Genomic DNA, 14061 nt, shown 5'->3' on the forward strand with positions numbered 1-14061 from the left:
GTCAGGCTCCGATCTGGGGTATGGTTTCGAGCGTGGACCAATGCTTCCGCCACAAGCGCATCCCCCATGTCGTCGTGGGGTCGTCTGACGCGACGATGGTTTCGCCCTCAAATATGTGGGAGTAAGGGGAGAATTCCGAAGGGTAAATCCCGAAGGCTGCCCCCTCTATCGGCAGGGTGCGCTTTGCATACTGAACGACCGGCGTCCATGACGGCTGAACAATACCTAGCGCCTGCGCGACAAGGACGAAGTCCCCGCCCACCGCTTGTTTTCGATAGTCTGCGCCAGCCGCAGGGTTGTCGACGTGCGTGTATGTTGGGATATTGTCTCTCCACCGGATAGACCAGTTAGGGTCTCCCGGAACTAGGGTTCCGTCCTCGGAGAACCAGACCTGCTCCCCAACGACGAACGTATGGGCGCCCTCTACAGTCACGACAAAAGAGTTACCCGAGGCATTCCCGGGCGTGGGGCCGGTCATCCGGTTTGACTTTGTGCCGTCCTGACTTTTGAGAAGAAGTCCACGGAACCCCAGCTTGGAGGTGCGCCTTGATGTATTCGCTGTATTATCTACTGTTATATCCTGCCCGTTGACGGCCAGAACTTCTCTTAAGTTACAGATCACCGGATCAGATGAATTCGTATGCGGTGTCCGGTAGCGCAGCAGGTTTTGTGCCGTTTCCTGATAGAATTGCCCAAGGACGTTTCCGCCGCTCTGCGGAGCAACCCCTTTTGCTCCCATGACGAACGACGACAGGCTTTTGCCCGTGAAATGGCGGGCAAGGTAGATCATGGGAAAATTGGTCGTCCAGATGCCGCCGTTTGGACCCGTATTTATCCCGTCCTGCTGAATTCCGGACGAGATTATCGCCCGGAGCGCCCGCTTGGTCTGCTCCTCTGTTCCCGCATTCGTCCAGAGCAACGGGAAAAGGCCCGCAGCCACCTGCGACATGCCACGACCATACCCAGTCCCCCCGAAACCGGAATTATTCGGCATGAATTCGCCATACCCGCCTTTAAACGTGCCATCCCCGGCCTGATAGTTTGCCCGGAGGGAGCCTTGGAATTTTTCTGCGTATTGGAGGTAGAGGTCCAGATCGGCAGGCGGGCTTGTCTCAGATGCATCATAGCGCGGAAGGCTGTCATAGATTGCGTCAATGTCGATACCGGTCAGTACCGGAGCGACACCCGCCGCACGGCAGACTTGAGGCGCGAACAAATCACCGCTTGGAGCCGTCCCCTCCATCACGGTCAGGGAGAGATATTCAGTGATGAGAGAGCCGTTTGCGGCAGACAGAAGCGGCACCTCAGACAGAGCGCAGTTAATGACATCGCCAGCGGTCAGCATAACCGGGAATGTCGCCAGCTTAGACTGTGAATAGGTATCATTGACCTGTGTATAGCCGGGCCGCGACCGGCCATCATAACCGTGCGGACGCGCCAGCCCAACGGAGCTTGTCATCACGCCGATATTCACCGTGGACCCATGGATGGTCCGCCCATACTCATCTGCCGTGGTCGCAGGCGTCCGGCTGTTGACCGTCACCGTCCCGCCAGCGGGCAGCAGGATAATCGCCTGCCGCTGTGGGTCATCGGTGTAGATAAGCCGCGCTCCGGGGGGCATGATGCCCTCAATTGTCACCAGACCGGACGAGCTCGTCGCGGTGAACGGCTGGGCTGTCTGAGTGTCAGACGTCGTGTATTCGCCCGCCACGACGCTCCACTGCTCGACCGCGTAGCCCTGCTCTGACAGCAGTGCCGCCAGCTGGACCGAGCCTGTCAGGCGTGTGTCAGAGTCTCCCACGGCCGTTCGGGAATAGGCAAAGACCGGCATCAGAGCCTCCCCGCAGAGATTTCCACGAACTGCATTGCACCATTTTCCGAAGGCGCTTGCGAGGTCGAACCTTGCCAGCGCGCGCCCAACTTCGAGCCGACCGGATAGGCGCCGGTATACGTCCCGGTGCCGACCTGTGTGCCATCGACGAGGAGCGACAACGCTTTTGTCGACCGGTTGATGACGACCCGCGCCGTGTGCTCAGCGATGGCGTCGCCCAGCCCGGGCATGGAGTGGGTAATCCGCGATGTCACAGTCCCGCCGATCCGCTCCTGCACGAGGATCGCATCGCTCGCAGAGCCTGCCGACGCGACGAAAAAGCTCAAAAGCAGGCAGTTGGCGGCATCCGCGTAGAGCGCGACTACACTCAGGGTGCCAGTGCGACGCACGGCAGTGGGCGGAGTTCCGCCGCCCATCTGTCTGCCGACAGCCTCAACATACCCCCCAGCGGTGGGCAGCTCGTAATTCGTCAGCTGCAGGTCAGTCCCGGAGTTGTTCGTCGTGCCACGCAGGCGTCCTGCGGCGGTGATCCGCATCGTGCCTGACACCGGGGCTGCCCAGATATGCTCGCTGTCCGATTGGTGGCCGGCAAGGTCACCCGTCGCAGCGTCAAACGTATCCGCGAACTCCGGCGCGATTGGCGCGGCAGCCGTCGTGAACAGCCCTTTCGCGCTCCTGCGCCAGACCATCAGATCGACTTTTGGCGCGGGGCTGTTGAACTGCGTCCCTGTGAACTGTTGCAGGTTGCCCCGCTGGCTCAGTTCGGGGTTCGTGCCGTTCCAGTCGGCTTTCGGCATCACCGCAAAGCCGGTGAACGCCGGGGATGCGACAGTTCCGGGAACGATGCGCGCGCTGTTATACGTGATATCTGTGACCGACGGTGTCGGAGGCTGCCCCGGAGACTTGACGATCGTGATAAGACCGTCCACTTCGGTGAATGCCCAGTCCACTTGAACGACGGCCCCGCTCTCGGCACTGCGGACGACCAGGGCAGGGCCGACGCCATTACTCACCGTGGCAAGGCGGCTGTAGACATAATTGGCCGCTGGGACAAAGGTCAGCCCCGTTCCGGTGTCCTCCCAAGTCGTCGCTGGTGGCAGACGGCGCTGGATTTTTTGGCTGGCTGTCGGGACAGGCGTTCCGCCAAAGGTCACAGCGGGCGCCGTTACCTCGACGCCCTCCGTGAGAGCTGGGAGATTGGGGTTGCTGATGACGTACGGAGGAACGTCAGTACTGGCGGCTGCGGCTGTGAAAGACAGCGTATCCGTGGCCGTGCCGGCGCTGTTGGTGACAGTCACCGTCACGACGTAATTGCCGTCCTCGATATCGTCGATATACCGCGACCATGTGCCGCCAGCGGTGGTGAACGGTGCTCCGTTGCGGGTGATCTCCCACACCGGGGTCGGATCAGGCGTTCCGGTTCGAGCCGCATCCAGCGTGACTGTATCACCCTGCGTGATTGCCCCAGAGGGCGTACGGGCGAGACTGACGGTCGGGGCTACCGCCGGGACCGTAACAACCGGCCCCCATCCCGCACCATAATCCCAGGTCTCGAAGCCGAGGCTGTCCACAGTGGCACGGGTGGCCGGACGGTAGCGATAACCTTCTGCCTCGGTCCCTGTCTCAGCCACCAATTCAATGGCCCCTGTGGTGCCGAGCTGGCGTTGCACGAAACCGTTGATATCTGGCGCCGGGTAGCCGGAAAATGTTGCTCGTGTGGAGATGTACTGCGCCCCCGGCTGTCCTGCGCTCGTGTAAGTCGCGGGGGTGACCATGACTGGCATGGCATAGACCGTCGCTGGCTCCGCTCTTACCTTGCGTGTCCGGCCTGTCGCATCGGTCCCCACTTCTTCCCACGTAAACTGGCTGCCTCCCGCGCCGGCGATGAACTCGTCTCCGGTCTGTGTGCTCGGTATCCACTCCGATCCGTTCCATTCGACCCACCCGCCCGGTCCGGCGGTAACACCTGCACCCCAGTTGGCTCTTTCGCGGCCCACCTCACCGCCCGTGAGCACCAGATTGGAAATGAGCAGTACCGGTGGGCTGATCAGCTCAACTTCATCCAGCGCGCTTTCGACAACCTGCGCCGTGCCAAGCGGACCGCGTCCGGCTGCATTCCGCCAGGCTACCTGCATGGATTGCGGCGCACCGGCAATGATGCCGTCGGAAATGATGAAGCGGCCGCCCTGCTGTGGAGAGCTGGTTACAAGCCGCTCGACGCCATCGATGATATAAACGGCGTCCGCCCCCTCCGGCGGCTCAGACAGCAGACGAACTTCAATTTCGCCGGCACGGTCTGTCGCTGAACCGGACCACGCGACCACTCCGGCGGGCACTGTGCCGGCTTCAGACCAGATCAGCACGTCGGCATGGTAGATCGCCCTCACCCGCAGAGGACCGCTATACATTCTGACTATATCGGCCACGGGTCAGCCCTCCACGACGATGTAGATCGTGTCAGCCGCTTTGGCGGGCAGAGCGTCATAGGCCGACTGCGTCAGCTGGACGTATTTCTTGCCCGGAACAATCCACGTACCGTTCGTGAGCAGAGAGAGCTCAATCGGGGTTTCGCTCTCCGGGATCACAACGTCACCGATCTGGATCGGTGTCTGGCTCAGGCCGTTGCCTGCAAGCGATACGGAGTACTTGGTGGCCGTGAGTCCCGCCGTGTTCGGCCACAGATCAACTTCAAAAGCGCCTGAAGCATCGAGCGAGGCTGTCACCTCCGCGGGCGCCACGAAGGCGTCGTCAATCCCCAGCCCGCTGGACTTGAAGGTGAGCGTGCCGGTAACAGGACGCCCGCGTACATCGCGGACCTCCCCGATAATCTTGGTAAGGGCGGTGATCGGCATTCTGTGCTCCCATAGAAAAAAGCCCGCGCGAGGCGGGGTTTGTCAGAAAAAGTGGGTTGAAGATCAGGCGTGCCAGCGGCCCACGGCGACGAGGTCGATACCCGACAGCACATCACCTGCGGCCCAGGCGGCAGCAGACTGTTGTTTGAGCGCGTAGAGGTTGACGCCAGTCACAAACGCTTCAGTCCAGATATTGGCCAGCCGCGCCCGATCGACGTTACCAGCCGTCTGTCGGGACGGGTTGAGCGACCAAAAGACGGCCGGAACCGCAGAAAAGGGTAAGGCATACGACCAGCTGCCACGAAGCTGATTGTTATCGGCGCCGTTGTGCGACACCGCCCGCTCTCCAACGATGCAAATCTGAAACCCGCCTGCAAACCGCCAATACGCGCCATTACTGTTGGACCCCGTTTCGATCAGCGCCCCGGTTGGTACGCCCCCCGATTGCGCGGCCACACCCACGATATCGCGCAGCGCCGCTGTGCCGGTGCCCGTGACCACCGGGATTTTCGCCGCCCCCGCAGCGCCGGACAGCCCGAGAATCGCGCGCGCGGCGGTGGTGAGCGTCGCTGTCGTGGCCGTTCCGGGACCGTCGAAATACGGCACCTTGTCTGCCGCCATCGTGACGCCCGACAGCGCGGAGAGCGCGCCCTCATCCAGCATATCGATCAGCTGCCGGGTCGCCTCGCCGTAGAGCACGTCGTCAGGCGTCAGCCAGACCTCATAGGGTGCCGCGCTGGCGGCTGGCCCCGGCCACGGGCGGGCGAGCGTCACGGAGGTCGCGCTGTTGACGCTTGCAATGCGACAGGTGATGCCAGCGATCCAGAGCACATCGCCCGCGCGGATCGCGCCTGCCCAGCCGGTGCCGGCGCCGGTGACAGCGGTGCCGCCTGCCGGGACACTGACCGTGCCGGTCGCATAGTGACGGGTCATGAGCATGTCAGGTCTCCTGTCCCGGCCAGCCGGTGGCGATGTCGATGAGCGAGAGGGCGTCCAGATCGGGCGCTGCCGTGATTTCCGCCAGCAGCTGGCCCTCGCGGGCAAATGCCGCCTGCACAAAGGCCATGGCGCCTTGGGCCAGTGTGATCACCGCAGCTGCGTCGAGCTGATAGAATTCCCCGTCGCTGCCCTTCCAGACGAGCGACATGGCCGGGTCGAGCCCCGCCGCGATCGCAGCCCCGGTCAGCTTCCCCTGACTGGTCGCGTCGATCCAGATCGGCACCCCGGCGATCGTGGCCGTGCCGCTCTCAACCTCCTGCCGCCTGAGCGTCACTGCGGCGGATTTCACCGCCTTGCGCGCGGCGAGCACTGCCGCGCTGTTGCGCCTTACTTCCACCATCAGATGATCTCCACGATGAGACGGGATCGCAGCCAGGGCGAGGGCGGCTGGACATCAATCGCGTAGCGGCCGAGGTCACTCAGCTCGATTGAGACGCGGTAGTCGTCGGCCTCCGAGGGCGAGAGCGTGGCCAGCAGATAGTCCGCCTCCAAGTCCCAGACCTCGATGATCGTGCCCTCCGGCGCAGTAACCTCCGCCCCGGTCGGTACCGCCTCGACGACGCAGGTCGCGCGCGGCACCCAGACCTCCCCGTCCCACCGTATCAGCGTGTGGTCATACCACGGGCTGATCGCGACGATCTCCCCCTCGGGCAGCGGGTCAGGCGCCCTGTCCGTTGGCCAGGACTGCAGCACACAGCCCTCCGCGTCGATGAGCGCGGAGTGGGTCAGTTCAGCGGCATGGGTCATCGTTTCGGCACCTTCACGGTCAGGCGGCGGGTGGTGATCGATATGCCGTTGGATTTCGCGGTCAGCATGACGCGCCGCTGACCCCCGCCCGGGATCAAGAGCGTCATGAAGCCGGTACGCGCGCCGGATTTCCCCCCGAAGCTGTCGACGGTATCGCCAAGCAGCCAGAGGCCGTCCTCCAGAAACCACCAGTTGAGCGAGAGGCGGGTATTATTGCCGGTCCACACGAAATTGGTCTGGGCGGTCAGCGTCTCATCCTCCGGCACGGTGCCGAGGTCGAGCTGCAGGGCAACATCATTGTCGGAGAGCGCGAGCGGCGTGCTTGCCGAGATCGTCGTGGCCTGCGTGACCGCGCCGGTGACGATGTTGCCGCGCACCACCAGCTCATCGACCAGCAAGGCCTTGGCCTTCAGGACCCCGTTCTCGACGATAAACGGCGCCTCGCGGGCGCTGCCATTGATGACGACGAACTGATCCGCCACGATGGCGACGCGGCTCAGCCCGCCCGACATCGCCTCCAGAAAGATCGCGGCGGAGCGCGCGCTGTTAGCCTCGCCGGAGGAGGCCGCCGCCTGAAGGGCGATCCGCGACAGCGACCCCCCGGCGTTGGCGACCGTGTAGGCCCGGAACAGCGCGCTGGCAGACATCCGGCCCACCGCGACATCGAGCGCCGTGATAGCATTGGCATTGGCGGTGATATCACTGCCCTGCTGGGTGACCTGCGTCTGCAGCGCGCTGACGGCCGTTGACGAGGCCTTGCCGTTGACGACGACAGCCAGATCGGTGAGCGCCTGCGCCGTCGCATCGATGTCGCCCTCGGCGGTGGTGACGCGGGTGGTCAGCGCGTTGAGGGCCGTGGCCGAGGCCTTGCCTGCGACAGTGGCATTCAATTCCGTCAGCTGCTGGGCCAGTGCCGATCCCGGACCGGTGGCGGCAGTGATCTCCTCGCGGTAGCTGGCCGTCACCCCTTCCGCGGTCTGGGTCACCTCCCGCCTGATTTTCTGACGCGCGGTATAGGCGGCGGTGTCGGCGTCGATATCCCGGAAGACATTGCGACGGGTGCTTTCCAACAAGTCCCGCGTGCTGTCCTTCAGCCACTGCGTATACCCGTCGACGAACTCATTCACTTCCTCGACCACACCCTCACCATAGGTGATATCGAGTTCGGAGAGGCGCACGTCGGGTGTGGTGACGGTGACCGGGCTCGTCCACATCGTCTGCCGGTCCGCCTCGATGCGGGCGCGCACCTCATAGGTCGCATTGGGCAGGATGCCGTCCATGACGATGGCGCCGCCGGCCTCCATCGCGACGAGCGGCCCTGAGATGATCTCCGCCGTGCCGACCATGTGGATTTCCCAGCGGATACCTTTCGCATCCACCGCGCCCTCCGGCGTCCATCCCATCTGGATCGCAGGGCGCCGCGCACGGCCCGCGCTGTCCCGATAAGTGATCGCGGCCACGGTCCAGCCGGGGACCGCCTGTACGACCACAGGCCCGGTGCCGGGGTCGGATGGGATGACGGGCAGTTCCTGTGAAGGTGACCAATTGTAATCGCTCTGGTCACGCTCCCGGGCGGTGATGGTCACCGTGGCGGTGCCGAGGTCCTCGTCGACCCGCGTGACCTCAAAGACTTTGCCGGTATACCCCTCGACCCCGCTCGTCCAGGCAATGCTGTCGAGAGGTTCCAGCATGGAGGCATACGGCCCGAGCGTGATGTTGATCACCCGGAAACGCCGGTTGTCGGCGAGGTTCGCCTCCATCAGCCGCTGCGCCTGCGTCGCGCTCGTCACCACCGGCAACTGAAGCTCCGCCACCCGGCGCTGCCCGTCTTCGGCCTCCCACGCCGCATTGTAGCGCGGCGGCGCGTCCTTCTCCGCCCAGAGCGCGGCAGGGTCGACATATGCCGCCTGAATACCGTTGTAGAGATCGGCGTCGCCCGGGAACTGGTCGAGCGTCTGCGCAGAGGTAACAAGGATATCGTCGGTCTCCGTCAGGAACAGCACGGGCAGCGCCGGCGGACCGATGCGGATACGCCAGACGCCGCCGGCTTCCACCAGCTGCCCATCGCAACCCGCCAGCAGGCGCTCGATGACGTCCGCCGGGTCCTCATCGACGGAGACCTCCGTACCGCCGTGATAGGCGGGCTCGCTGCCGCCTGCTTCCAGATCCACAAGAGCATCGCAGGCATTCATCGCTGCGAACCAGTTCGCAAGAGGCAGGTCTTCTGCCGCGGCACTCCCACCGTAAATATTTCCGTCAGGCAGGCGGATACCGCGCAGCAGGTTGTAGATCATCACCGCAAGATTCGCGGTCTGTGCCCAGGTCGCCTGATCGGACCACCGCTGCGGACCAGAGCCGCCCATCGTGCTGTCGAAGCGTGGATCGTAGAGCGGCGCGCCGTCCACTTCGAAGCGGATCGACGGCTGACCCGACCAGACCCTGGCGTCGAATTTGAACATAGCCACGGCGTAGGGGATGCCATGCCCGATCCGGTCCGATCCCCATGGCCGGTTCGCGGCGGTGCCGAAATGCTGGCTCAACACCGGGTCAACCACCGTCTGGCTGCCGTCATAATGACGCAGGAATGCGGCGTCTGAATACTTGCCGAGGACCGGGAGCACTTCACCGAGCCCGGCGCGGTTGATCATCTCCTCGCCGAGCTCGGCGTAATCGTCATTGATGATGACACGCCGTACCGTCTGACCCGGCCGACAGCCAAGCGCCATGATGTAGAACAGCACCGGGTTCGGGGTGTGACCCGGCGTTGTGGCCCCGGTCATAAGCGGGGCTGCCAGCTGTCCGGCAGTGGCGTAGCGCCCCATCACGAAGGTCTGGGGCGTGATGCCGCCCACTGTCGTCTGCAACTTCACGCCGCCGGAGCCGACCGCCTTTCTGGCAGCCAGCTTCTGCGACAGCAGCGACGCGCCCACGACAGCGCCGAGGCGCAGCGCCACACTGCCGATCGTCGCCCCGAAGGCTGACCAGAAGCTTGCGCCATTGGCGAGCAGCGCGAAAGAGACCGGATCGGCGGCAGCGGGAGCCGCCCAGAGACCGGCCAAAAGCGTCGTGGCGAGCAGCAGCCGTCTCATAGCCGGAACATCCGTTCGGCCGCAGTAAGGGGCACGACGATCTTGCCCGTTGGCATCGGCGCGTAGATACCTTCCCCCTGCACGATCCCAAGGGCGGGATATTGCTGGCCGGGCACAGCGGCGATATCGCCCACCTGACCCAGAGCGACCGGGCATTCCTCCAGACGGGTCGCCAGATAGGCGACATGATCGGCAAAGCCCATCTTGCGCAGCCGGGCGAGCGCGCGCCCCTGCGAGCGGTAATTGAACGGCATCAGGCTTTCGCCGTGCACGGCACGATACCAGTCATCCGCGAACCGGGCGCAATCGTGGCCGTCATCCATCGGGCGTGACCAGACAGCAGCGATATAGTCGAAGAGCATCATCTGCCTGTTCATCGTCTCCGGCCCCCTGTCTGGCGTGCGCCCCACATCGGCTGCGCGGAAATCTCCGCATCCGCGAAGAATCGGTCATTCGCATCGCGCAGTCGCTGGCTGGCGTCGGAATATTTCGTGGTCAGTGTGCGGGTAAGCGCCCGGCTGGCACTCGCGAGGGACAGCTCTACCGTCGCACCGGACGAACCGACCGGCGGCGTGTTGATGATCGACTTGTCGATCCATCCCTTGAAAAGACGTTCCGGACTGCCGGTCAGCTCGTCCGAGATCAGATCGAAGTCCACCCGGTGCAGCTCGGCCGCCGCACCCTTCAGGTCAAAGCCGCGTGCGGCCTGCAGGACCTCCGGCGTCACACCCGCAAAACTTACATCGAGATACCGGATCGTGAGACCCACCTCTGAGACAAGCGTTCCAACCGCCTGCAGGTTCTCCGCCCCGAAGTAGGGCCGACCGGCAATGGTCTGATGATCATCCCCGTTCCAGAATCCGATACCCTCGATGCCACCTGTCTCCCGGTTCCGGGCGGCAATCCAGAGCAGCAGACGTGTTTTCAGGCCGCGCCGCGTGGTGCGGGCGGCGAGCCGGGCGGCACTCCACGACTTCATCGCAGGGTCTGTCTCCAGTTGAAGGTCATGCCGGTCGTGAGCAGCGGATCGCCCAGCCCCGTGTTGACGGACCCCGGGCGGATGTATCCCTTACAGGCCGGTCGCAGGAAGGTGAGCGGCATCCCTATCACCGCACCGTGCCGGAGGCGCGGCACGATTTCGAGGGTGTTGCCCGACTTGGCGACAACCTGATGCAAGGCATAGCGCACCGGGTCACTCAGATAGGAAAACGAAAGGAATGCCCCAACGGCGACACTGGTCGCATTCGGGATCGTGATTGTTGTCCGGTCGCTGCCGATGGCGCTGATCTGCGCACCGGCGAGTGCAGCACCCGGACGTCGGGGATTGTACACCATGAACGCGCTGCCCGATCGCTGAAGCCGGTAGAGCTTCGCGGCGACCGCCTCGGCGTCGGCGTGATAAGCCGGGACAAGCGTACAGGTCCCGGACCAGAGCTCAGAGCCGACATCGGCCGTCAGGCCATCCCCCGCCCCGGTCTCGCCTGCAGACACGCGCGGATCGGAAAGCGCGAAGGTACAGCTCTGGACCCTGAGGCCATCGAAGAAGTCATCGAGGCTGAGGGTCTGAGAAAGAATCGCCATCAGCGCACCCGGGGATCGCGCATGGCTTTTGATACCGTCTCGCGCGCGACCTGCCGGTCATATTGACCGACGACACCGGTCGCGGCATCGACCGATACCTTCCGCACTGTTGCGGTGAAGAGATCGGTATTCAGCGAAATGTCGACAGCCATGCCGCGATCGGCTGAGTCTGCCATCCGCTTCGAGATATCATGCGGAATGATCTGGGTGCCATTCGGCAGGTTCATCAGTTCACCCCCCCGTTCATTGACCCAAGTCCATCCGCCACGCCAGTTATCCGTGCCGTTGGCGTTCGATCCGATCAGGCTGCCCAGAAAGCTGAAAATCCCGCCTGTCGCCCCGCCGGCTCCGGCGAGGGCCGCGAAGCCCTTGAGGGCCTGTGCCTGGGCAATCTGGGCGAGCAGCTGCGCCAATGCCTGCCGCGCCATATCCGACCCTTCGGTTGCTGCCAGAAACAGGTTGGCGACCGCGTTGCTGCCGCGCTCTCCATTGTCCTGCAACTCCTGCATCCGGTCCGCGGCGTCCTCAGCGCCCTGGGCGGCCACGGAATAGGCGGAGGCAAGGCTTTCGATCTGCGCCTCCAGTTCCGGCGTAACCTTCAGGCCGGCCTTCTGCACGGCGGTCATCAGCTCGGCGCGCCGCCGCGCGTATTCCACGGCATCCGCATAGGTCCGCCCTGAGGCTTCCGCCTTGCTGAACGCGTCGGACTGCGCCTCCAGAGCACGGGTTTCCTCGCGGATGGACGCAACGGCAGCAGAGTATTCGTCCTGTTTCGGCTTAGCGGCGCCGCCCCTTCCGCCTGATCCCTTACCCTTGCCAGACCCGCCACTGGGGATGAAGACGGGAGGCACCCAGTTGTCGTTCTGAGGCTTCCAGGTCGTCTCCTGCCGGCTCGACAGGATGCCGATGATCTCATCCTCTTCAGCGTTCAGATCGCGGAGGCGCTGGCTGATCTGACCCGTGCTGCGCATGCCGGACGGACGGCCCGCCATACGCTTCATCATTTCATTCAGCCGCACCTTCTCCTTCATTATTTCCGACTGGCGGTTTTGCAGCGTGGTATCCCGCTGGTTCTCGAACGAACGATATCCGTCGATAAAATCTGAAAGCGACGCGGCAGCAGACACGATCGCGGATTTGAGCGTCGTCCCCACTGTGGTTGCGATCAGATTGAACTGCCGGTCGACCTCGGCGGCCTTGGCGATCAACTCGTCATCCATGACGATACCCAGCTCGTTGGCCTGGTCGATGGTCCGCCGGATACCCGCCTCGCCCTGATCCAGCAGTTCGACGAACCGCTCGCCAGCGGAGCCGCCGAACAATTCGTCCGAAATCCTGATCTGGGCGGCACGGTCCATTTTCTGAAGGCGCCCGATGATTTCCAGCATCAGCTCGGACGGGTTCTTCAGCTTCTCCTTCAACTCTTCAGCACCGTAGCCGAGACGCTGAAACGCCTCGGCCGCAGAGCCTTGTCCGGTCAGCACGAATTCATCGGCCCGCAGGTTCAACTCCTTGAAGCCATCCACAAGGCTGTCCACGCCGATGCGGTTCTGATCGGCAACGAACTTCCACTCCTGAAATGCCTTGGTACTCATACCCGCGCGCTTCGCTTCGTCACCGACGGAAGCCACTTCCGTGGCGAGCCCGCGCACCCGACTTGTGGCCTCGGAGATCGCCGCAACGGCCGCGCCACCCAGAAATCCGCCAGCAAAGACAGCACCCAGCGACATCATCGAAGAGCGCATGCCGCTGGTCATACGGCTCAGACGGCCGCTGAAACCCTTTGCTTCCGAACTCGCCTTGTCCAGCCCGGACTGAAACGGCCCGATGTCGAGGCCAAGGCGCGCGCGCAGGGCAGCATTGTTCGGCGTGGCCATGTCACCCTCTCTGGCGCGCGCGCCAGTCCTCTATCGTAATTTTCGGGAGCCGCGCAGACAGGCTGCGAAGCGCAAGTTCCGGGTCCTGCGACTCATGGCGCTTCAGGAGCGACTTGAGCTTGGGTAGTCTGCGCTGATTTCCAAGCGCAACCGTCAACCAGGCCTGTGTCAGCCGCGCGTCCGCTTCGCTCTGCAGACGACGGCGAGCCCCGAGCATATGCACCTGATAGAGCCGCATCGTCAGGCCCCAGAAGGACCGGGGATCGAAGCCCGCCGCGACATAGGCCTCAAGCATCGCGGCCCAGCCCGGGCGTCCGGCAACCGGGCCTATTTCTTTTTTCTCCGGCCCTTCGCCTCCTGCGGCGCATCCGGTGCCGCCGCCGCGATGAGCTGATGTAAGATCTGACCATCCGCCGACAGGAGGTCCCCGGCTGTCTCTTCTGTGGCATCGGGATGGTGATGCTGCAGTGCCGACCAGACGAGAAGCCGCATCTCGATGGCACGGATGGCACCGATCTCATACCGCGCCAGAAGGTCGAACGAGCTTTTGCCACCCGAGGCCTCCTCGAACGCGCACATGGCGTTGAAATCGAGCCGGAGAGTGTAGCGCGCGCCATGAGCGCCAGCCGTCACCTCCCCCAGAAACGTGTTCGCCATCAGGTCACCACCTGCTCCGAGAGCCGGAAGGTGGCCGTCGCGGTCATCTTGTCCGCGATCGGCGCCGACCGGGCATAGGATTTCAGGAATCCCGAATAGGTCTCAGGCGCGCCATCCTCTGTCAGGGTAATCTCGATCAGGACCTGCTCACCGCTTGCCTTGATCGCGAGGAGGAGCACGTTGGTCGGGTTGCCGGGCACGAGGTTGGTGGGGATTGCCACCTCACCGCCGTCGATGAGACCGGAAATGAACTGCCGGCGGCGACCGGGAGATTTCATGTGCGTGACTTCGACTTCGTCGACCTGCTCATCCGGGAGATCGAGGTCTCCGACCAGTTCGAGGTCAGTCCAGGTGGGCGTGGCGCCACGCCCAATGCGGACGCTGCTGCCATAACCGATCATGCCGTCGGCCATCGTCGATCTCCATTA

General features: G+C 63.8%; 14 protein-coding genes. All 14 read right to left on the minus strand.

Translation table 11 applies throughout. From position 1 onward, the window contains the following. Nucleotide 1: 1 nt before the first annotated feature. Nucleotides 2-1831: a hypothetical protein gene (locus tag CN97_RS06585; RefSeq protein WP_035708880.1), complete on the minus strand. Its 1830-nt coding sequence runs from the start codon at nucleotides 1829-1831 to the stop codon at nucleotides 2-4. Beyond that, nucleotides 1831-4239 (minus strand): immunoglobulin domain-containing family protein, encoded by a 2409-nt coding sequence (locus tag CN97_RS06590; protein ID WP_035708883.1) that lies wholly within the window; start codon nucleotides 4237-4239, stop codon nucleotides 1831-1833. The genes CN97_RS06585 and CN97_RS06590 overlap by 1 nt, the downstream gene beginning before the upstream one ends. Before the next feature lie 21 nt (nucleotides 4240-4260). Next, nucleotides 4261-4683, minus strand: coding sequence for a phage upper tail fiber protein (locus CN97_RS06595; protein ID WP_035708887.1), 423 nt, complete (start codon nucleotides 4681-4683; stop codon nucleotides 4261-4263). Nucleotides 4684-4746: 63 nt separating this feature from the next. Then, nucleotides 4747-5622 carry a hypothetical protein gene (locus CN97_RS19785; protein ID WP_051911015.1) on the minus strand — a complete coding sequence of 292 codons (876 nt, stop codon included), beginning with the start codon at nucleotides 5620-5622 and terminating at the stop codon, nucleotides 4747-4749. A 1-nt stretch (nucleotide 5623) separates the two neighbouring features. After that, nucleotides 5624-6022: a DUF4376 domain-containing protein gene (locus tag CN97_RS19790; protein WP_051911016.1), complete on the minus strand. Its 399-nt coding sequence runs from the start codon at nucleotides 6020-6022 to the stop codon at nucleotides 5624-5626. After that, on the minus strand, nucleotides 6022-6429 hold the full coding sequence (locus CN97_RS06610; protein ID WP_035708892.1) for a hypothetical protein: 408 nt from the start codon (nucleotides 6427-6429) through the stop codon (nucleotides 6022-6024). The genes CN97_RS19790 and CN97_RS06610 overlap by 1 nt, the downstream gene beginning before the upstream one ends. Further along, nucleotides 6426-9518, minus strand: coding sequence for a phage tail protein (locus CN97_RS06615; RefSeq protein WP_035708896.1), 3093 nt, complete (start codon nucleotides 9516-9518; stop codon nucleotides 6426-6428). The genes CN97_RS06610 and CN97_RS06615 overlap by 4 nt, the downstream gene beginning before the upstream one ends. Further along, nucleotides 9515-9895 carry a DUF6950 family protein gene (locus tag CN97_RS20885; protein ID WP_035708900.1) on the minus strand — a complete coding sequence of 127 codons (381 nt, stop codon included), beginning with the start codon at nucleotides 9893-9895 and terminating at the stop codon, nucleotides 9515-9517. Before CN97_RS20885 ends, CN97_RS06615 begins: the two co-directional genes overlap by 4 nt. Then, a complete protein-coding gene (locus tag CN97_RS06625; RefSeq protein ID WP_035708903.1) occupies nucleotides 9892-10497 on the minus strand; it encodes a hypothetical protein in 606 nt (201 codons plus the stop codon). The genes CN97_RS20885 and CN97_RS06625 overlap by 4 nt, the downstream gene beginning before the upstream one ends. Next, the gene (locus tag CN97_RS06630) at nucleotides 10494-11099 is read right to left on the minus strand and encodes a hypothetical protein (RefSeq protein WP_035708906.1); all 606 of its coding nucleotides are present in this window, start codon (nucleotides 11097-11099) and stop codon (nucleotides 10494-10496) included. Before CN97_RS06630 ends, CN97_RS06625 begins: the two co-directional genes overlap by 4 nt. Further along, nucleotides 11099-12976 (minus strand): phage tail tape measure protein, encoded by a 1878-nt coding sequence (locus tag CN97_RS21100; protein WP_051911017.1) that lies wholly within the window; start codon nucleotides 12974-12976, stop codon nucleotides 11099-11101. The genes CN97_RS06630 and CN97_RS21100 overlap by 1 nt, the downstream gene beginning before the upstream one ends. Nucleotide 12977: 1 nt before the next feature. Next, on the minus strand, nucleotides 12978-13271 hold the full coding sequence (locus CN97_RS06640; RefSeq protein WP_035708910.1) for a hypothetical protein: 294 nt from the start codon (nucleotides 13269-13271) through the stop codon (nucleotides 12978-12980). 32 nt (nucleotides 13272-13303) lie between these two features. Continuing rightward, nucleotides 13304-13633, minus strand: coding sequence for a GTA-gp10 family protein (locus tag CN97_RS06645; protein ID WP_051911018.1), 330 nt, complete (start codon nucleotides 13631-13633; stop codon nucleotides 13304-13306). After that, a complete protein-coding gene (locus tag CN97_RS06650; protein ID WP_051911019.1) occupies nucleotides 13633-14046 on the minus strand; it encodes a phage tail tube protein in 414 nt (137 codons plus the stop codon). Before CN97_RS06650 ends, CN97_RS06645 begins: the two co-directional genes overlap by 1 nt. Nucleotides 14047-14061: the final 15 nt, after the last annotated feature.

Source organism: Haematobacter massiliensis (assembly GCF_000740795.1).
Classification (GTDB): domain Bacteria; phylum Pseudomonadota; class Alphaproteobacteria; order Rhodobacterales; family Rhodobacteraceae; genus Haematobacter; species Haematobacter massiliensis.

Bases quoted from the DNA above. Each gene is read 5' to 3' on its own strand.
- CN97_RS06585 (WP_035708880.1), bottom strand. From the start codon at position 1,831: ATGCCGGTCTTTGCCTATTCCCGAACGGCCGTGGGAGACTCTGACACA.
- CN97_RS06590 (WP_035708883.1), bottom strand. From the start codon at position 4,239: ATGTATAGCGGTCCTCTGCGGGTGAGGGCGATCTACCATGCCGACGTG.
- CN97_RS06595 (WP_035708887.1), bottom strand. From the start codon at position 4,683: ATGCCGATCACCGCCCTTACCAAGATTATCGGGGAGGTCCGCGATGTA.
- CN97_RS19785 (WP_051911015.1), bottom strand. From the start codon at position 5,622: ATGCTCATGACCCGTCACTATGCGACCGGCACGGTCAGTGTCCCGGCA.
- CN97_RS19790 (WP_051911016.1), bottom strand. From the start codon at position 6,022: ATGGTGGAAGTAAGGCGCAACAGCGCGGCAGTGCTCGCCGCGCGCAAG.
- CN97_RS06610 (WP_035708892.1), bottom strand. From the start codon at position 6,429: ATGACCCATGCCGCTGAACTGACCCACTCCGCGCTCATCGACGCGGAG.
- CN97_RS06615 (WP_035708896.1), bottom strand. From the start codon at position 9,518: ATGAGACGGCTGCTGCTCGCCACGACGCTTTTGGCCGGTCTCTGGGCG.
- CN97_RS20885 (WP_035708900.1), bottom strand. From the start codon at position 9,895: ATGAACAGGCAGATGATGCTCTTCGACTATATCGCTGCTGTCTGGTCA.
- CN97_RS06625 (WP_035708903.1), bottom strand. From the start codon at position 10,497: ATGAAGTCGTGGAGTGCCGCCCGGCTCGCCGCCCGCACCACGCGGCGC.
- CN97_RS06630 (WP_035708906.1), bottom strand. From the start codon at position 11,099: ATGGCGATTCTTTCTCAGACCCTCAGCCTCGATGACTTCTTCGATGGC.
- CN97_RS21100 (WP_051911017.1), bottom strand. From the start codon at position 12,976: ATGGCCACGCCGAACAATGCTGCCCTGCGCGCGCGCCTTGGCCTCGAC.
- CN97_RS06640 (WP_035708910.1), bottom strand. From the start codon at position 13,271: ATGCTTGAGGCCTATGTCGCGGCGGGCTTCGATCCCCGGTCCTTCTGG.
- CN97_RS06645 (WP_051911018.1), bottom strand. From the start codon at position 13,633: ATGGCGAACACGTTTCTGGGGGAGGTGACGGCTGGCGCTCATGGCGCG.
- CN97_RS06650 (WP_051911019.1), bottom strand. From the start codon at position 14,046: ATGGCCGACGGCATGATCGGTTATGGCAGCAGCGTCCGCATTGGGCGT.